The following is a 19,592-nucleotide window of genomic DNA, read 5'->3' on the forward strand; positions in this document are numbered from 1 at the left end:
AGCTCTTTTCTAAAAGATTGATGCTTTTTAGGTTTTAAAACGACAAAGACAGAAGTTGATTACAACGGAAGGTGCGAAATTCCTGTAGGAGATGCGGGAAGGGTGAGATCCCGCAGGGCACCGAGGAGGCTCAGCTCACGCCCCACTAAAAAGGGAGCATCCTGGAGTTGTAATCAACTAACGCATTCTAAAGTAGCAAGCTATATAAGAAAACAGTAAAATAATTGAGGATAGTATTAGATTTTATTTAACTGTAGAAAAAGGAGATTTGATCATGCACACAAGTATTAAATGGGATGGTAAATTAGCTTTTTCAGGAATAACGCCTTCGGGGCATGAATTAAAGATGGATACTGCTGAGTCTCTAGGTGGGGAAAATAGTGCACCAACACCAGTGGAACTTTTATTAAATGCAGTTGCGGGCTGTACAGCAATTGATATCGTACTAATAATAGAAAAAATGCGATTAAAATTAACTTCGTTTGAAGTTGAGGTTAGCGGTGATCGTGCAGATGAGCATCCGAAAAGATTTACAGACATACATCTTCACTATATTTTAGGTGGAGAATTAGATGTTGAAAAAGTTAGAAAAGCGATTAAACTTTCGAAAGATAAATATTGTTCAGTAGCCCATTCATTAAATGCCAATATTTCGGCAAGCTTTACGATCAATGGCACAAAGAGCGATGAGACACTTTAACGATAATTAATAAAAGAAAAAGCATCAATATAGATGCTTTTTTCTTTTTTATTTTGCATTATCTAATTGTTTTCTCACATATGTAGGTAACATAAAACAACCTACATGGAGATCAGTATTATAGTATTTTGTTTCGATACCTAGAGCATTCCATTCATCTACTTTTATGTCTTTAATCGGATCGTATTTTTTTGATGCGAATCCAAATAGCCAATGGCCAGATGGGTAAGTAGGCATATGAAATTGATATACTTTTGAAACTGGGAATGTTTCTTTTATTTTTGAATGTGCTCGTTTCATTTCATGTGCGTAGCTTTCGTAATACGGACTTTCATGTTGGTTAATTAGTATACCTTCTTCACTTAATACTCGTTTGCAGTTGTTATAGAAGGCTACCGTGAAGAGTCCTTCACCTGGTCCGATTGGATCTGTTGAATCTACTAATATTAAGTCATAGTATCCATCATCTGCTTCTTGTACGAATTTTAAACCATCTTCAAAGTATAGTGTTAATCGTTTATCTTGGTCTAATTGTGAAGCAGTCAGCGGAAGATACTGCTGACATAAACGAACAACTCTTTCGTCAATCTCAACCATGTCGACGACTTCTATTGAAGGATAACGTAATACTTCGCGTGCAGTACCACCATCTCCTCCACCGATAATTAATACTTTTTTGATTTTTGGATTCACTGCCATTGGAATGTGGGTAATCATGTCATGATAAATAAATTCATCTTTTTCGGTTACCATCATATAGCCATCTAGTGTGAAAAAAGTTCCAAATGTTTCACTTCTGAAAAAGTCTATTTGTTGAAAATCACTTTTTTCTGAGTGCATATGTTCTTGCACTTTAATTGAAAACTTTGTATCTTCCTGGTGATTTTCTGTATACCATAAATCCATTAAGTTTTCCTCCAAACTTCTATCTACAACTTTTATTACATATGGATCATCATCATCATTAATTGTGATGGTACCTTCATCTTTTAGGTATAAGTAATGCTGGATAAGCTCTGTGGAAATAAGCTCACCTGGTATACATAAAGGAATGCCAGGTGGGTAAATCATGATTGATTCACCACTAATTAAACCACTTGCATCATGAATTGAGATAATCCGTTTCGGATGATAATAGGCCTCTCGTGGTGTCATCACCATTTTTGGGTTCTTCAAGGCGACACTAATGTCAGTATCTAACTTTGGTAATTTTCCGTAAAACCTGTCACTAATGTCCCGTAAAGCATCTAACAGTTTTTGAATTGTTTCCTCATTATCGCCAAGGGAAATGATGGCTAAAATTACATTTGGTTCTGCGAGTTCAATTTGAATTTTATATTCATCTGCCAGCATATCGTAAACCTTGAAGCCAGACATGCCTAAGTCCGACACTTTTACAACAAGTTTTAATTCATCATAGTCGAAAACACCAACACCATTGCGATATGTTTCCCGGGTTATACATTGTAGGCCATTCATTTCATTTATTTCCTGTTTTGCTTTTCTAGTTAAGTTTAGGAGCTTTTCAAAACGCTCTTTTCCTTCTAAATATAGTTTCTTACGCGCTACGTCGATCGAACACATTAACAGATAAGAGGCAGATGTAGTTTGAAATAAATTAATTGTTGATCGAACTCTATTTTTCGTAATGAATCCATCGTTATGTAGTAAAACTGAAGCTTGAGTTAATGCTCCACCTGTTTTGTGTAAACTCAACGTAACGAGGTCCGCACCTAATAATGCAGCATTCTCTGGTAAATCTGGATGAAAAGAAAAGTGTGCACCATGTGCCTGGTCAACCAATACGGGAATACTTCTTGAATGTGCAACATCAATGATTTCTTTTAAATTAGACGTTGCACCGAAATATGTTGGATTGATAATTAAAATCGCTTTTACATCAGAATTTAAGTCAAGGGCATGCATAACTGCTTTAACTGAAATGCCATTTGCAATACCGTAGTCATAATCGATTTCAGGCTCAATAAAAACCGGCTTAGCACCTGCTAGAATTAAGGCATTAATTGCAGATTTATGAACATTTCTAGGTAATAAGATCTTGTCACCTTGTTCAAGGGCACTCATAATCATGTATTGAACGCCAGAAGTTGACCCATTAACTAACATATATGCATGATCTGAATGAAATGCGTCAGCAAGAAGCGCTTCAGCTTCTTGAATAATACCTGTTGGGTGCGATAAATTATCCACACGCTTAGAAGAATTTACATCCATTTTAAGAGCCATATCACTCCAAAGTTCTCTTAACTCTTCAAGTGAGTTTCCTCTTTTATGCCCAGGTACATCAAAGCTAGTGATATCCTCCTTAGCATAGCGGACTAATTCTGTTAAAAGCGGTGTTTTATTGTGATCCATCAATTTCCTCCACATCAGGACCATTCCAAAGGTTTTTCCCGTAAAAGATTTCATCCATTTCATATTTTACTTTTTCTTCTATTTCTAGAATTTCATTTTGGTCTAATTTTTCTTTTGTATAGCCAAAAAGATAATTATCTAAATCAAATTGCTTTAATTTACATTTTGTATGGAAGATATTTTCTTGGAACACATTCACATCGATCATTTGGTACATGTCTTTGATTTTCTGTGGAATATAATTTTGAATTGAATTAATATCATGATCAATAAATAATTTATATCCACTAACATCTCTTGTAAAACCACGAACTCGATAATCAATTGTCATAATATCCGCATCAAATTGATGAATTAAATAGTTTAATGCTTTTAGTGGGGAAATTTCTCCACATGTAGATACATCAATATCAGCTCTAAATGTACTAATGCCATCATCAGGGTGGTATTCAGGATATGTATGGACTGTGATATGGCTCTTATCTAAAGCTGCTACAACTAGCTCAGGTAAAGGACCAGGTGATTCAGAATAAGTTTCAGAGGAAGGGTTATCAACCGGACCTTCTGATACTAGAATCGTAACACTAGCACCTTGAGGATCATAATCTTGTTTAGCAATGTTTAAGATATGTGCACCAATAATATGAGTAACCTCGGTTAATATTTTTGTTAAACGGTCCGCATTGTACTGATCATCAATATATTGGATATAAGCTTCTCGCTCTTCTTTTGTCTTTGTAAAACAAATATCATACATATTGAAACTTAATGATTTTGTTAAATTATTAAAACCATGAAGTTGAATATGATTATTGTTTGATGATGACTTCATTTATGAGTCCTCCTAGTAACGAAGATAATTAGTTCCTATGTATTGTTTGTTTATGAATTATGCATTATTCACATAAGTTATCTTTTTCAGACGTTCCGCTTTAATCAACTATTATATCCAAAGGAATGCGTTAGTTGATTGATGCTCCCTTTTTAGTAGGGGAAATCTGTGCCTCCTCGGCTGGCCTGTGGGGTATTTAGCCTTCCCGCATCTCCCACTGGAGTCTTACATATCGGTTGTAATCAACTTTTGTCTTCAAAATTTTAAATTCTAAAAACAACAATCTTTTGAAAAGAGCCTCTAATATAGAGCATGAGCTAGTTACTTTTTTAGAGTGAAAAATAAAAAGCCCGAGAAACTCAGGCTTTTTGAGTGAAAAGCATAGGAGAGAGGGGAGGAGTGACAATTTCCTCGTATTCCAATATTAAAGCGCTTAATATGCTGTTCCAGTCTTGTGTTAATGCATAGTCTCTTGCTTTTTTTGACATACGATTTAACATATTGGTTTGTTGTAGACAATCTTCAATTGCTCTGCAAAATGACAATGTATTTTTCGGTTCACAAAGTATACCGGTTGAATAATCTCTAATGATATTTTTTACGCCGCCAGCATTTGCACCAATTACAGGTGTGCCACATGCCATTGATTCAAGTACAACATTACCAAAGGTTTCTGTATCTGATGGAAATACCATTACATCGCTTACACTATAAATTTCAGCTAATTCATTTTTTTGTAAATACCCGGTATAGATGATTTGGTTTGTTCCTGTTTTTTTCATCATTTCTTCTTTTTTAGGCCCATCTCCTACAATGACCCAAGTAAGCTGATTTCCAAATCGTTGTTTAGAATATTTCATAATATTTGTTAGTGTATCTAAGTCCTTTTCTGGTGCAATTCTTCCAACGAAGCAAATTGTATATTTTGAGGTAATATTATATTTTTGTTTTATTTTTTCTTGATCTTCAGCAGGCTTAAATAATGAACAATCTACTCCGTGAGTCCAAACTGAAAGATTGTTGAAGCCCTTTGTATTTAAGTGATGTAAAGTATCTTTTGATGGTACAAATATTTTTTTTGTTGGTCGATGAAACCAATCTAAATATTTCCATAAAAAGCTTTCTAAATAGGTTAATTTATAATAATGAAGATAATGATCAAAATTTGTATGGTATGAAGCAACTAATGGAATATTCAGTTTTTTTGCGATTTGAAGACCACATAATCCAATCGTAAAAGGTGTAGCAACATGGATGATGTCAGGGTTAAATTCTTTTAATTTGTTCTTTATTTTAGAGAAATTAGGAAGTGATATTTTACATTCGGGATAAATTTTAAAAGGAACACTTTTTAATCTTGTTACATTCTCGGTAGAACCGGCTCCACAATCTTCAGGAGAAAATACATGAAAAGAATGGCCGTTTTCGTTTAAATAGTTTGTGAAACGATTTAATGTTTTTGCCACACCATTCACTTGAGGAACATAGGTGTCGGTAAAAATTGCGATTTTCATGTTTCTCCCCCTCATAAGTTATAAAACAAAAAATGTGAGATAAATGCGGTAGAAGTACCTAATACAAGACCGCAAAAAACATCAGTAGGATAATGGAGACCTAAATAAATTCTTGAGAAAGCAACACACCCGATAATAGGTAGTATGATAATTGCAGTAATTGGTATATAAATCATAATTGGCAATGCAACCGAAACAATTGCTGTTGTATGACCAGAAGGGAATGAATAATCAGTTAAAGGTTGTTTTGGAACAAACGCTCCTTCCAACTTTAAATAAGGTCGTTTACGTGGATAAAATTTTTTAAAAAAGTGTACAGGTATATGACTAAGTGTTAACGTACATGCACTCAAAATAGAGGCGTGATGTAAATCATTACGGGAGAAGATTAATAGGATCAACGTTGACACAATACAAAAAGTTGCACCGCCAAGATGAGTAATTGTACTAAAAAATAAATTCAAGTAACGCTTTTGGAATAATGAATTAACGCGATAAAACAATCGGCATTCGAATGTATAAATCTTTTGAAGAATTGCGCTCATTTTTCATCCCTCATTATAAGTGTTATTTGTAAATTAATTATAAAAAAGGAATATGGATTTAATTAGAACCTTTTGTAAATGAACAATGTAAAAGTGTAAAAAAATGTTAAGAAAACCCGATTTGCTTTTTGTACAGACCTTATAATAGCGTATGGTGAATTTCCTCACTGGATTGGACGAGCTATGAAATAAAAAGCGATAAAAAAAGAGACTTATCAAAAAGTCTCTTAGCTTTGCGGTGAATGATTCGACTCAACGCTTTTATAATATTGTCCTTTTTCCACATACTCTCTTCGAATACGGTTCATATCATCAATGTCTTCTTTAGTTAGTTCTCGTACGACTTTAGCAGGTCTACCAAATGCTAATGAATTTGGAGGAATGACTTTGCCACCTGGAACTAAACTGCCAGCACCAATCATTGCACCTTCACCAATTTCTGCTCCATCTAAAATAATTGATCCCATTCCAATCAATGCATTTTTACGAACAGTACAACTATGTAAGATTACACTATGCCCTACAGTAACGCCATCTTCCAAAATTAGTGGAAAGCTAGGACTTTGATGTAGTACACATAAATCTTGTACATTCACACCATTTCCAATGATTGTGTCGTTAACATCTCCACGAATAACTGCTCCAAAGAATACACTACTTTTTGCGCCAATTGTGACAGAACCAGTAACTGTTGCATTTGAAGCGATAAAAGCAGTTGAATCAATTTGGGGTTGCTTCCCGTTATATGGTAATATCATACTTATACTATGCCTCCATAATTAATATTCTATATACTGAGTATAAACTTATTTAACTAACTTGTAATTAATGAAAAATAGGGAGGAGTGAAAAAATGTCACTACCTAAAAATCCAGTTCAATTAATGCCAAAGGTTTATAAAAATGTATTCCCTTTAGTGCACCAAGAATTAGATTATTGGAAAAAATTTGCGAGTAGAATTCCAGATCCAGAACTAAGAAAACAAGCATTAATGAGTATTGATACAAAAACGTTCCATTGTGAGGGTGGGGCAATTTTAGCATTACTTTCTGAAAAAAACATACAACCAATTATTGAATTTATAGTTGCCTATCAAACTATTAGTGATTACTTAGATAATTTATGTGACCGAAGTACTTCACTTGACCCTAAGGATTTTGAAGCATTGCACGAATCGATGATCGATGCCGTTACCTGTCAGAAGTCAGAGCAACAATATTATCGATTTAGAGATGAGCAGGAGGATGGTGGCTATTTAAATGCGCTAGTAGAAAAATGCCATCAAAGCTTGAAACAGTCACAGTATTACGGTGATATTAAAGATTATTTAATACAATTAGCAGATTATTACTGTAAATTGCAAATACATAAGCATGTTAAGATGGACGAACGAGTTCCAAGACTTACAAATTGGTTTGAAAATTACCAAGCGGATCTTCCAGATTTAGAATGGTATGAGTTCTCTGCATGTGCTGGTTCAACGCTAGGTATTTTTTGTTTAGTTTCGTATTCATTTAATGAAAAAATTTCTAAAGATTTATTTGAACAAGTTTACAACAGCTACTTTCCATATGTTCAAGGGTTACATATTTTACTTGATTATGTAATCGATCAGAAAGAAGATGAAGATGGTGGTGATTTAAACTTCTGTAGTTATTATCCATCCAAGGACGTCATGTTAAATCGAATCGAATATTTTTCAACGAAAAGTGATGAATCATTAAAAAACTTAAGAGATTATCGTTTTCACCGCATGATTTATCAAGGATTGCTTGGGATTTATTTAGCAGATAAAAAAATGGCAGGTCCTGATGAAATGAAAAAGATTAGAAGAGGGATTGTTAAAAACGGTGGATTCACTTCATTCTTTTTCTACGGAAATGCAAAATTATACTTTAAATTAAAAGAACTAAAATCAAACAGTAAAAAAGTGAAGCATTCGGTGTAATGCTTCACTTTTCTTTATGCAGAAATTTCTAGGTCAGTGCTTTTTTCTGTGAAAAATATTTTCATCAGTAGAGGTGTAATGATTGTCGTAATGAGTACAACGATCACAATGATGGAAAACATTTTATCAGTTAATAAATGGTTTGCTAATCCCGTTGATGCGATAATCAGAGCAACTTCACCTCTGGATACCATTGCTGAACCGATTCCTAAAGAACTTTTACGATTAAAGCCAGCTAGCTTAGCACCAAGCGCACCTCCTATTAGTTTCGTTGCGATCGCAATTAGACTTAATAGTATGATCATCGGAATTGAAGTAGTGATTCCAGCAAACTGAACTGATACACCGATTAACGTAAAAAATACAGGTACAAATATTGAGTAAGATATCGTTTCAACCTTCTGAACAACTGCATGTTTAAAATCAGTAACTGAGATAGAAACGCCAGCGATATATGCTCCGATAATGGCAGCTACCCCAGTTTTTTCTGCAAATATAGCAAAGACAAAGCAAATAATTAATGCAGCTGAAATTAATGTTTCAGATACATTTAATTTTGTAAATCTTACTAAAATCCAAGGAACGACTTTCCAACCTACTAAAATGGCAATGATAAAAAATGCGAATTTCTTTAATAGCATAAGTGATAAATTTACATCACCGCCACTAAAACTCATAACAAAGGCCAAAGCAACAATGACAAGAACATCATCTATTACTGCAGCTCCTAGTATTGTGGCACCTTCTTTAGAATTTAATTGCCCCATTTCCTTTAGTGTGGCAACTGAGATACTGACACTAGTAGCAGAAAGTAATAGCCCTAGAAAAATAGCTTCAAAGTTAGATAGATGAATCATCATTCCATATAAATAACCAATACAAAGTGGAAGTAAAATTCCTAGAATTCCTACATAGGTTGATGCCTTCCATGATCTTTTAAATTCTTTCACATCAGTCTCTAATCCCGCTATAAACATAAGAAGGATGACCCCGATTTCACTGATTTGATGAAGAGTATCAGTTTCTGTAACAAGACCAAGTACTGCTGGTCCAATCAGAATCCCAACTAGTAGTTTCCCTAAAACAGCGGGCTGACCAAATTTTGTACTAACATCACCTGCCAATTTAGAAGCGATTAATATGATAGCTAATTGAACATAAAGCATTAAAGTTTCCTCCAATCTAATTTCGGTACGTAAAAAGAGCCTGCCACATTAAGATAAGTAAAAGACATACTTATCCCAATGTGACAGGCTCCTCCAAGGTTTGCATTCAATTAATATATTATATGTATAGTATAAACGAAGGTTGAATAGTAATACAAGATAGAATTGCAAAAGAGAAAGGAGGGCTATAGGACGGTTTAACGTAAATCATTATATAGCCTTTGAAATAATAGATTGATAGAACCTAGTAGTTAAATGTATAAACAGTTGGTATGTAAGAGATTTGTAAATAATTTGCCACATATTAATAAAAATAAACTGAAGATTTATGGTAGTGTTAAAAATAGGACTGTTTTAAAAGTTAATAAGTATTTTCAGTAGGTTCAATCAGGGGGAGATTGTATGCTAAAATCACCAATAGGAAAGTTTAGATTGATGGGGTTAATAGAGGGCTTATCGTTACTCGTATTATTATTTATTGCCATGCCGCTTAAGTACTTCGCAGATTTACCTGAAATTGTGACTTTAGTCGGCTCACTTCACGGTTTCTTTTTTGTTTTATATGTCATAACAATAACATATGTTACCTTTAAAATTAGATGGTCTTTCATGTGGGCAATTTCAGCGTTTGTTGTCGCATTTATTCCTTTTGGTAATCTTATACTTGATGCGAAACTGCGCCGTTCACAATATAGTTAATGAAGATGGTTTTATACATTTTTTATCGGTTTAATGTAAATAGAAAAGGATAGTAAAGCAGATATTATTTCTGCATTACTATCCTTTTTTTCTTATTCTGAAAGGGTTACGTTATGCTCCACTACTTGAGTATGTGATTTGTTCGTTGTAAATAATTTAGACGAGAAAATTGGATATAGAACAGGGATCACCAAGAATGTAAGTCCAATAAATCCAATTAAGGAAGCAAGAGCGGATTGAACAAATAGGTAACTACTACTAAATAACAATCCTGCAAAAATTGCACTACCTACAACTCCAACAGCAAACATACTTGCGATATTACCTGCTAATAAAGCTTCTTTTTCTTCTGTGTCAGTAGAAGAATTAACATATAAGTGAGCTAATAAAGTACAAGCAAGAGCAAAGACTAAGTAGATTGCAAAAATTGGAACTAGGAATTTCAGACCTAATTGATCGTAATGTCGGATAAATACTTGTTCTGCAAAAGCATTACCAGCGATATAAACAATCGCCGCTGCACCAATTGAAATAATAGAATAGAAAATATTTCTATATGCAATCGTTAATAATAAAACAGTTGCAATTAATGAATAAGTAATTAACCATTTTAAATCATCAGTAATAATTGGTTTTAAACTATATACTGTTGAAGGATCTTCAGCTAAAGCTAAATTAGCGGCTTCTAAGCCTTGATCTTTCAATGATTTAAGAGCAGTTTTTCTAGCTTGATCTACTAAATTAGTGCCTTCAGTAGAGATTGGAGTTGTTTCAAATGTAACATCAAGCGTTGTTACTAATGAATCTTTTGACATATAGTTATCAAAGATTTTTTGGAATTCTGGTTTACTTAATGCTTCTTCAGGTAAGTACCAACCAGTTAAACTTGGATTAAAGCTTGTTGTTAAACCACCTAAATAGCCTTGTGCACTATTTAAGCCATCATAAATTTGATTTAACCCACCGACAGTTTGACCTAAACCATCTTTCAGTTCTCCAACTTTATCAACGAATAGACCAATACCATCACCTAATTGAACTTGACCATCCTTTAGTTGACCTAAACCATTTGTAACTTGAGGAACATTTTTAAGTACCAATGATTGACCGTCAGCAGCTCTTTCAATACCATTTTCTAATTCACCCATACCAGCGTACAGTTTTTCTAAACCAGCAACTAATTTTGTTTGGCCATCTACTACTTGACCCATACCTGCATTAGCTTTTTCAAGACCAGCTAAAAGTAATCCCGCTCCGTGTTCAGCGGTACCTACTTTTGTAATGAATTCTGTTAAACTATCATCTAACAGTTTAAGCGTGCCTTGTAGTTCTTTGTAATATGTATCTGAAGTAATTTCAGGATACTTTTTACCTAGACCTGCAGCTAATTGTTGGGAACCTTGAATACCGGCTTGGATTTTAGCAAGGTTCATTTTAATATCACTAACACCGTTATAAAGAGTTTTAAAATTCTTCTCAATTGTTTTGTATCCTGTTAATAATTCTTTACTTCCTGCTATTAATTTCTTTGTACTATCTTTTGCAGTTCCTAAGCCGTCATGTAGCTGACCAGCACCAACAGAACCTTTTCTTAAACCATTTTCAATTTGTGATAAACCATCTTCTAATTTACCAACACCTGTTTCTAGTTTTGTTGTACCAGTAACTAATTGATCAATACCATCAGTTGCTTCTTTTAATTTAGGAGAAGAACTTTCTAATTCATCCTTTGCTCCTTGAAGTCCTTCACGAATTTGATTAACTCCATCATTTCCTTTACCAATACCATCCTTTAAAGTAGCAGCTTGTGTAACAAGCATCAATGGGTCTAATTCACTGCTAAATGGACGAGAAGCACTTCTTACCGATTCTACTCCATCCATTTGTGAAAGACTGCGAGATAACGCTTCGATAGTAGTCATTCCTGTTACTGTATTCCATGGGACAGTATTTTCGATAACAAGTTTCAGTGGTGTAGATTTACCTTGACCAAATTCTTTTGCAACTAATCTTGATCCTTTAGCGGCATCTTCATTTGGAAGACCATCTACTGTACTATAAGCAATCTTTTGTTGGTATAGTCCGACAATCGGAGCAATGATGATTAAAGCTACTAAAGTAAAAATACCACCTCTTCTTACCACTAAACTATTCCATTTTTGCCAACCTACAAATCCTGTTGTTTTGCCATTTGGAATAGAGAGTGTTTTTCCAAATACAGCAAATAAGCTAGGTAAAAATGAGATTGAAGCAAGGTAAGATACGACACCTAAAACAATTAATGCACTTAAAGATTTTGTGATTTGAAATGTTGTATTTAGTAATCCAATACTTAATAATGTAAAAACTGCATGTGAAACTAGTAAACTATATTGTTTATTTGATAATGCAAAAATGAGTGAGTGTTCATTCGATTTTTGGGTAGACAAAATTCCAGCATAACGATAATACAAACTAAAGGTAGCAATTATACTCAGTAAAAATGAGAATAAGCCTAAAGCAAGTGGGGCAATATTCGTAATCGGTAGTTGACCATTATCTACTAATAAGCTATATATTGAAGCGCTTACTAAATAGTTAACTAAAGTTAGAACAACAGCAGATACTACGACAAGTGGTTTACGTGTGATCAGTACCGAAGCAACTAATGCAAGGATACCAGCAATGATAATCCCTTTTTTTAGCCCTTCTTCGTTTTGTAAGTTAGCTTGTTCATCAACGAAAATCTTACCTGTTACAATTCTTTCTAGCCCATCAACTTTTGACAATGACTGTAATTCTTTGTACAGAGTTGTTAAATTTTTATCTTTAATATTTAACGTACCTGATAATAAGATTGCTTTTCCATCTTTAGATTCTAATGTATTTTTTAAAGCGGGTTCGTCAATTGAATTAGATACAGAAACAAGACCAATTGAATCTTTATTATCTTCAAGATTACTTGCAACATCTTTTACAGCCTCTTTATCTGAGTCGGATAATGTTTCATTACTGTAAAAAACAATAGCAAAACTCTTTTTGTTCTTCGGATCCATGTCATGATCGAGTTGAATTTGTTCGGCTTTCATAACTTGCGTACTCAATGGTAACTTTAATGTTCCTTTTTCTTCAACTAAAGAAGATAGGGAAGGGGATAAGAAACTTAGTGCGATCGCAAGTACTAACCAGATAGCAACAACTAAGTATTTTCGTTTTACGAAAAATGATGACATTGATACACCTCCGTTTAATTTAATTAATACAAAATTTTGTACAGTTACAGAATTTTAGATTGAAAATTCTGAATTTATTTAAAATAAATAAATAGAGCTAAAACCTGTACAAAAAGACTGTATGTATATCATTTTAATTCAGACTTATTTTAAAAATTAGACAAAAAATTAGACAAAGTTTTTAAAAAATATTTCGATTTACAACTCGAAGCTTGTCTAATGTTCATTTTTTCGTATTGTGAAATAATGAAAAGAGATAATCAATTTGTCATAAGGGGTTTGTTGTGTATAATGCAAATAGACTACGCGTAGAAAACGTTTTCATTACAATCAAACTATTATTACGGTATTTTATTTTAAAGTAATAATTGAGTTTTAATGGGTTGTGTCGAAAAAAGTCGAAAAAAACTTAAAGTTTACTTGGTTAAATGAAGTGGCTAAATAAATAAAAATTCGAGGCAATTATATTGAAGATTGTTATATATAGGGGGAGTTAAACAATTAATATTTCTACGATGCTTTTATTAATTTTTGTTGGTAGCATATCAAGTCTTTTCAAAATTACAAGAAAAGCATATCTTCAAAACAAAATTGAAGATATGCTTTATGTTTAGTTTTTTGGTGCAATTCTAGTAAAAAGATCTCCATGAACTCTTTTCATTTCATTATGAAATTGTTCATGATCAATATTATATTTACTCAATAAATCTTTAAATGATTTATTTTCCTTTTTAGCTGCGATAATATTTTCCATTGGTTGTTTTGACAGTTTAGAAACAACAGCTACAAAGATCAGTTTTTTCATTTCAATCTTTTGTTCATTTACAAGTTTATTCACATTTGCTTCTGGTTGATTTACATAATTAGAGATATACTTAACAACTTCTTTTTTATGCTTGTTTAACAGTTCATGATGCTTATTGTCATGATGATGGGGGTGTCCATGATGTTGTGGTTCATTATGTTTAGGATTGAATTTAGACCAATCAACCTCTTGTGCACCTACTGAAATTGTACCAAAAGTTAAAGCACTTACCATTGCACTAGCTAGAATCAATTTTTTCATTCTAAAAACTCCTTTTCAAATTATTATTTTCTTATAGTGCCCAACATTTTAAGAAAAATTTACCAAAAATAAATATTACATAAAAAAACTGTCTAGTAATAAAACTAGACAGTTTAAGACGTTAACCTCTTTTTTCTATTGCAACGATAAAAGGTGGATTGTTTGCTTGGTTTAAAAATCGATATGTTAATACATGTGCTTGATCCTGTGGAATATTTTGTACATATTCCATCAATGCATCTTTTTCAATTTCTCCACCTTCATGACCATGATAGATCACTACAACGATTATTCCTTCAGGTGCCAGTATTTCAAGAATTTGTTCAATCGCAGAAATTGTTGATGAGGGAACAGTGACAATTGTTTTATCACTACCAGGTAAATAACCTAAGTTAAAAATTGCGCCCTTTACTTTTCCGTGTAAATGATCTGGCACCTCATTTAGTACATGGGAATGACTTTTCTGAATGAGTGTTACTTGATTAGACAAATTGTCTTTTTGAATACGTTCAGTCGTATTTAGTATCGCTAACTCTTGGATATCAAATCCATAAACATGTCCGGTTTCTCCAACTAATTTAGCTAAAAAAGTTGTATCATGACCATTACCGATTGTTGCATCTATGGCGATATCTCCTTCTTTTACAGCTAATTGAAGAAGTTTTCGAGCATAGGGTAGAATTCGTTCTAAAATCATGTTAATTGCACTCGATTTTTTGCAAATTTACCTTGCCAGCTATTACGACGCTCAAATTCACGATCAATCGCATTTAATACTTCCCATTTTTTTAAGCTCCACATTGGTCCAATTAATAAATCAGGTGGGCCGTCACCAGTAATTCGATGAACAATTACATCACTTGGGATGATCTCCAATTGGTCAACGACTAACTTGATATAATCATCAAAGTTCATAAATTCAACTAGACCTTTTTCATATTGCTTCATCATAGCTGTTCCTTTTAAAAGATGAAGTAAATGAATTTTAATTCCTTGAATATCAAGTTTTGCTACTTCAAGAGCAGTTTCCATCATCATTTCAGGTGTTTCAAGAGGTAAGCCATTAATAATATGTGAACAAATACGGATATTATGCTTTCTTAATTTCTCGACACCTTCAACATAAGTTTTGTAGTCATGAGCTCGGTTGATAATATTTGCTGTTTTTTCATGAACTGTTTGTAATCCAAGCTCAACCCATAAATACGTACGTTTATTTAAATCTGCTAAATATTCCACAACGTCATCTGGTAAGCAATCAGGTCTTGTTGCAATGGATAAACCTACAACGCCTTCTTGTTCTAGGATTGGTTCGAATTTTTGTTTTAAAACTTCTACTGGGGCATGCGTATTTGTATAGGCTTGGAAATATCCTAAATACTTTCCATTTTGCCATTTTTCATGCATTCTATCTTTGATTTTATGGAACTGGGTAACAACGTCTTCCGCACGGTTACCTGCGAAATCACCTGACCCAGAAGCACTGCAAAAAGTACAACCACCGAACGCAACAGTACCATCTCTGTTTGGGCAATCAAAGCCAGCATCGATGGAAACTTTAAATACTTTTTCGCCGAATTGCTGTCTTAAATGATAATTCCACGAATGATATCTTTTATGATCTATTGTATATGGAAAAGGATTATTATTTGTCATTTCCTCATCCCTCCCTTAATTTAAGTCACTATTCTCGATTTTATCATGCTCTCATTAGAAAACCAAATGGAAAAACCTCTCTATATTGTAAACAAATTTTTGTACTTTGTTTGCTTGCTTGTGGAGACACTATCCTTGAGGTAGCCCAAAAGCCGCCCATATATATTACTTTGTAAAGTCTGAAGGAGGAAATATCTTGCCAATAACAGATCGTGCATTCGGACAAGAACAAGTGAAGCAGGCAAAAGCAGCCTATGACTATGCAGTACAACAATTAGAAGAGGGTATGAAACAGGAACATTATAATGATATAGAGTACTCAGACGCACAGTTGCAACTTGAACAAGCTATTCAACAGCTTGAGCAAGTAGAGCGATTAGCAAATCAAGAGAATCGAGACGAGTTTAATCGTTTACGCAGACAACTAGTCCAATTGCAGCATCAAATGATCATAACTCCGCACTAAGTAGAGGGTGAAAAACAAATGCAAGAATACACTCGTGAATATATGTATCTTGGGAGGAACTATAATTTGGCAAAGAACCGTTCAAAAAGTAATAATCCAGAACAAAAAACAAAAAACGCTACAATTACTGAGTTCTCTGGAGAACTTTCAGCAGTAGATAAAGTAAAACAAAGTAATGCTAAAAAAGGTCAGCCGCAAAGATCGAAACAGTAACTACCATGCATCAAATAACAAAAGAAACTGCCTAATTAAGGCAGTTTCTTTTATTTATTATTGAATTGCTTTATTATCAAATGTTTTTGCTAAAATATAGCTTGTGTCACCAACTTTGATAAATGAAATCTTTACTGGGTCACCGATTTTCGTAAGTGCAATTTCACGGGAAATTTCTGTTGAAACAGAGAAAATCCTTCCATCTTTCTCAAGCATTAAATCGTAAATACTTTCACCTTGTTTTAAGGTTAATCCGATTCGGCTGACTTTTCCTTCAATCTCTTGATACATATCAGAATCCTTTAAGTTTGCAGAGGATCCTTTCATAGCTAATCCTTCAATATAATTATTTAGTGTTGATTGGAGGGTATTTCCCGTACCTACAATATTGTAGTTTCTTACATTTACCATACTATACATTTTAATAAGGCCTTTTTTGTCTTTTAAAGCCATAAAATAAGTAGGTTCATTTTGTATATTAATTAAGGTTGGATAGGTTGCATTGTATCTAAATTGTTGGACTTTACCTTCTGCAGATGTCATGCCTGCCTTTTCAGTTGCTCCAGAAATTTTGTAGATTGTTGTGTGTCCAGTTCTTGTATCGATTAACGTAAAACCACTTAAGCTCTCATCTCTACCAACTGATGAAACGCCTGTATAGTAATACATCTTTCCATTGTTTGTAATTGCTTTAATTCCTTCTGTAGTTGCAATTTTATCCCTGTCACTCCAATTAAAATAACCATGAATCAATGTTCCCCAATCATCAAAATGTTCGACTGCCGTATCAGCAGGGTACATGCGCTCAATCCAACTTGGTGCATTTTTTAAAGAGTACTCTTTTGTATTACCCGTTTGAACATCAATTACCATGACACCTGAAATTTCTTCTGCGCCACCGATTTTATGATAATCAAATTTTGAAATAACCCAATAAGGCTTCCCATTATCATCAATTTCAAATGTATAGTCTTTTAAACCAGTATTTTTATTATGACGGAATGCATATCTCATTAAATCGTCACCAAAATAGGCACTATCTAAATAACGTAAATGGATTTTCTTTCCATCCAAATTTGTTACTAATTTTACATCATCTGGATTACTGGCATTCACCATTAAATATCCTTTTGTACCAATTTTATTTTTATAGTACTTAAAGAATCCCGTATGCTCTAATGGACCAACATAGTACATGACGCCGTTTACTTCTTGAAGTGTTAAGCGGTTAATGTCTGATTGTGATCCTAGTGATGGAACTTCACCTAATTTTTTATCTGCCATGTTTAATGCTAATGAATGATCAACGATTGGAATTTGATCTAAATCAGCAACCTTCATATCCTTCACAAATTCTTTTTTATCGACTTGACCAATCATATTTCGATAAACGCTTGCATCACCAAGTCTTGAGTTCAAAACAATGATAACGATGAATAGGAGAATGGTGATTAGAACTGCTCCGATCACGCTAACTTGCGCCGTGAAATTTTTAAAATCAGTAAATAACATTACTGCTAATGCTGCAAATGGAATAATACTCATTAAGCCAAATCCGATAAAACTAATCGTAGTATCATGTGGCAATAAATTAAAATACTGCATGATAAAATAATAGATTACCGTCAAAATAATAAATGTAATATATTTAGTAATTTTAAAAGATGATGCCATTCTAAGACCTCTTTTCTTTCATTCTGATTATAATCTTAACAGAATTTTTAAATCTTGAATTAAGTATATTTTAAAAGGAAAAATATTCCCCAGTTTTTTTAGTTGAAAGGTTACATTTTCTCCTCTACAATAAATAAGTTATATAGAGAAAAAGGGTCGGCTTAAAGGGGAGTACAGAATGCCAAAAAAACTCTGGTTTTTATTAATAGGTATGATTTTAAACGTAACAGGAAATTCTTTTTTGTGGCCATTCAATGCGATATATATACATGAACATTTAGGAAAGTCCTTGTCAGTAGCAGGGCTTATTTTAATGTTTAACTCATTGGCTGGCGTTTTTGGTAATATGCTCGGCGGTTGGCTTTTTGATAAATTTGGGGGATACAAGTCAATTCTAACAGGGATCATTATTACTTTTCTTTCAATATTAGGTTTAGTCATAAATCATTCTTGGTCATTTTATAGTTTTTTCTTAATCACATTAGGTTTCGGTGTAGGAATTGTCTTTCCATCTATGTATGCAATGGTCGGGGCTGCTTGGCCAGAGGGTGGACGTAAAGCGTTTAATGCACTATATGTTGCTCAAAACTTAGGTGTTGCAATTGGTACTGCTTTAGGCGGGATCGTAGCGGATTTCGATATCAATTATATTTTCACAGCTAATTTGATCTTATATATTATTTTCTTTTTCGTAGCTGCTATTGGTTTTAGAAATATGGAAATAACAAAGGATGAAAAGGTAGAGGATAGTGTAGGGAAAGATAAGCCAAAGTTTTCTCTAACTCCATCAATGAAGGCTTTATTAATTGTTTGTTGTTCTTATGTTCTATGTTGGCTAGTGTATGTTCAATGGCAGACGACAATTGCTTCTGAAATGTCTAACTTGAAAATTGGATTAACAAATTATAGTCTTCTTTGGACAGTAAATGGAGCGTTGATTGTTTTAGCTCAACCAATTGTATCAACAATTATTCGAAAATATGTTACAAGTATGAGAAAGCAAATGTTATTTGGGATTGGATTTTTTATTGCTTCCACAATTCTCGTCAGTACAGCAGAGCAGTTTTCAATGTTTATGATTGGAATGATTATTTTAACAATTGGCGAAATGTTTGTATGGCCAGCAGTTCCAACAATTGCAAATATGCTAGCTCCAAAGGATAAGTTAGGAATGTATCAAGGAATCGTAAATAGCGCTGGTACAGTCGGGCGAATGATTGGTCCTTTACTTGGAGGAGCAGTAGTAGATACATTTAGTATGAAAATATTATTTATTGTATTGGTTTTCTTCTTAGTAATCAGTATGATTTTTTCTGTACTGTATGAAAAATTTGCAAAAAAGGTTATGAATGCACAAGAACAAACTGTTGCTTCATAAAATAGGCAATGTATAATTGACCTTTTTCCTTGGTTATAATAAAATGGTATAAATTAAATCTAAATGATCGGCAATGATTGGGAATAGTAATGAAAGTGAAGAGGTTTAGAGAGTTGACGGCTGGTGAAAGTCAATCCCTTCTTTTCA

17 protein-coding genes and 1 other annotated feature (1 of these 18 cut by a window edge) are annotated in these 19,592 nt (G+C 33.4%); of the genes, 6 read left to right on the top strand and 11 right to left on the bottom strand.

The window, feature by feature from the left end; genetic code table 11:
- The first annotated feature begins 274 nt into the window (after window positions 1–274).
- Complete coding sequence (locus tag CAB05_RS18200) at window positions 275–700, top strand: OsmC family protein (protein WP_088002508.1); 426 nt, start codon at window positions 275–277, stop codon at window positions 698–700.
- A gap of 48 nt (window positions 701–748) precedes the next feature.
- On the opposite strand, the gene speE is transcribed toward CAB05_RS18200, so the two are convergent.
- The 5 genes from speE to CAB05_RS18230 form a co-directional block, all read right to left on the bottom strand.
- On the bottom strand, window positions 749–3,076 hold the full coding sequence (gene speE, locus CAB05_RS22355) for a polyamine aminopropyltransferase (protein WP_213087716.1): 2,328 nt from the start codon (window positions 3,074–3,076) through the stop codon (window positions 749–751).
- Window positions 3,063–3,908, bottom strand: a complete 846-nt coding sequence (gene speD, locus CAB05_RS18215; protein WP_088002511.1) for an adenosylmethionine decarboxylase — start codon at window positions 3,906–3,908, stop codon at window positions 3,063–3,065. Before speD ends, speE begins: the two co-directional genes overlap by 14 nt.
- Before the next feature lie 359 nt (window positions 3,909–4,267).
- Entirely contained in the window at window positions 4,268–5,422 is a 1,155-nt protein-coding gene (locus CAB05_RS18220; RefSeq protein ID WP_088002514.1) for a glycosyltransferase family 4 protein, read from the bottom strand.
- Between the two features lie 11 nt (window positions 5,423–5,433).
- Window positions 5,434–5,967: a phosphatase PAP2 family protein gene (locus CAB05_RS18225; protein WP_088002517.1), complete on the bottom strand. Its 534-nt coding sequence runs from the start codon at window positions 5,965–5,967 to the stop codon at window positions 5,434–5,436.
- Between the two features lie 227 nt (window positions 5,968–6,194).
- A complete protein-coding gene (locus CAB05_RS18230) occupies window positions 6,195–6,725 on the bottom strand; it encodes a gamma carbonic anhydrase (protein WP_088002520.1) in 531 nt (176 codons plus the stop codon).
- Between the two features lie 95 nt (window positions 6,726–6,820).
- Between CAB05_RS18230 and tbcS the strand changes: the two genes are divergently transcribed.
- Window positions 6,821–7,915 (top strand): tetraprenyl-beta-curcumene synthase, encoded by a 1,095-nt coding sequence (gene tbcS / locus CAB05_RS18235; RefSeq protein WP_088002523.1) that lies wholly within the window; start codon window positions 6,821–6,823, stop codon window positions 7,913–7,915.
- 14 nt (window positions 7,916–7,929) lie between these two features.
- Here tbcS and CAB05_RS18240 read toward each other — a convergent pair whose 3' ends face one another.
- Window positions 7,930–9,081 carry a cation:proton antiporter gene (locus CAB05_RS18240; RefSeq protein WP_088002526.1) on the bottom strand — a complete coding sequence of 384 codons (1,152 nt, stop codon included), beginning with the start codon at window positions 9,079–9,081 and terminating at the stop codon, window positions 7,930–7,932.
- Between the two features lie 402 nt (window positions 9,082–9,483).
- Between CAB05_RS18240 and CAB05_RS18245 the strand changes: the two genes are divergently transcribed.
- Window positions 9,484–9,780: a DUF3817 domain-containing protein gene (locus tag CAB05_RS18245; protein ID WP_088002529.1), complete on the top strand. Its 297-nt coding sequence runs from the start codon at window positions 9,484–9,486 to the stop codon at window positions 9,778–9,780.
- A gap of 92 nt (window positions 9,781–9,872) precedes the next feature.
- Here CAB05_RS18245 and CAB05_RS18250 read toward each other — a convergent pair whose 3' ends face one another.
- The 4 genes from CAB05_RS18250 to mnmL form a co-directional block, all read right to left on the bottom strand.
- Window positions 9,873–12,992 (bottom strand): MMPL family transporter, encoded by a 3,120-nt coding sequence (locus CAB05_RS18250; protein ID WP_088002533.1) that lies wholly within the window; start codon window positions 12,990–12,992, stop codon window positions 9,873–9,875.
- A gap of 610 nt (window positions 12,993–13,602) precedes the next feature.
- Entirely contained in the window at window positions 13,603–14,058 is a 456-nt protein-coding gene (locus tag CAB05_RS18255; RefSeq protein WP_088002536.1) for a hypothetical protein, read from the bottom strand.
- A 121-nt stretch (window positions 14,059–14,179) separates the two neighbouring features.
- Window positions 14,180–14,755, bottom strand: a complete 576-nt coding sequence (gene mnmM / locus CAB05_RS18260) for a tRNA 5-(aminomethyl)-2-thiouridylate-methyltransferase MnmM (protein WP_088002540.1) — start codon at window positions 14,753–14,755, stop codon at window positions 14,180–14,182.
- Window positions 14,752–15,714, bottom strand: coding sequence for a tRNA modification radical SAM protein MnmL/YtqA (gene mnmL / locus CAB05_RS18265; protein WP_088002543.1), 963 nt, complete (start codon window positions 15,712–15,714; stop codon window positions 14,752–14,754). Before mnmL ends, mnmM begins: the two co-directional genes overlap by 4 nt.
- A gap of 202 nt (window positions 15,715–15,916) precedes the next feature.
- Between mnmL and CAB05_RS18270 the strand changes: the two genes are divergently transcribed.
- Together CAB05_RS18270 and CAB05_RS18275 are read left to right on the top strand one after the other, a co-directional pair.
- A complete protein-coding gene (locus CAB05_RS18270) occupies window positions 15,917–16,180 on the top strand; it encodes a DUF2524 family protein (RefSeq protein ID WP_088002995.1) in 264 nt (87 codons plus the stop codon).
- Window positions 16,181–16,222: 42 nt separating this feature from the next.
- Window positions 16,223–16,393, top strand: a complete 171-nt coding sequence (locus CAB05_RS18275) for a glycogen biosynthesis protein GlgD (RefSeq protein ID WP_088002998.1) — start codon at window positions 16,223–16,225, stop codon at window positions 16,391–16,393.
- Window positions 16,394–16,450: 57 nt separating this feature from the next.
- Here CAB05_RS18275 and CAB05_RS18280 read toward each other — a convergent pair whose 3' ends face one another.
- A complete protein-coding gene (locus tag CAB05_RS18280; protein WP_088002546.1) occupies window positions 16,451–18,067 on the bottom strand; it encodes an ABC transporter permease family protein in 1,617 nt (538 codons plus the stop codon).
- A 178-nt stretch (window positions 18,068–18,245) separates the two neighbouring features.
- On the opposite strand from CAB05_RS18280, the gene CAB05_RS18285 reads away from it, so the two are divergent.
- On the top strand, window positions 18,246–19,445 hold the full coding sequence (locus CAB05_RS18285; protein WP_088002549.1) for an MDR family MFS transporter: 1,200 nt from the start codon (window positions 18,246–18,248) through the stop codon (window positions 19,443–19,445).
- A 64-nt stretch (window positions 19,446–19,509) separates the two neighbouring features.
- Window positions 19,510–19,592: a binding site (T-box leader), on the top strand (it continues 135 nt past the right edge of the window).

Origin of the sequence: Gottfriedia solisilvae, from assembly GCF_002128405.1 — a bacterium.
In the GTDB taxonomy this organism is placed as follows: domain Bacteria; phylum Bacillota; class Bacilli; order Bacillales; family Bacillaceae_G; genus Gottfriedia; species Gottfriedia solisilvae.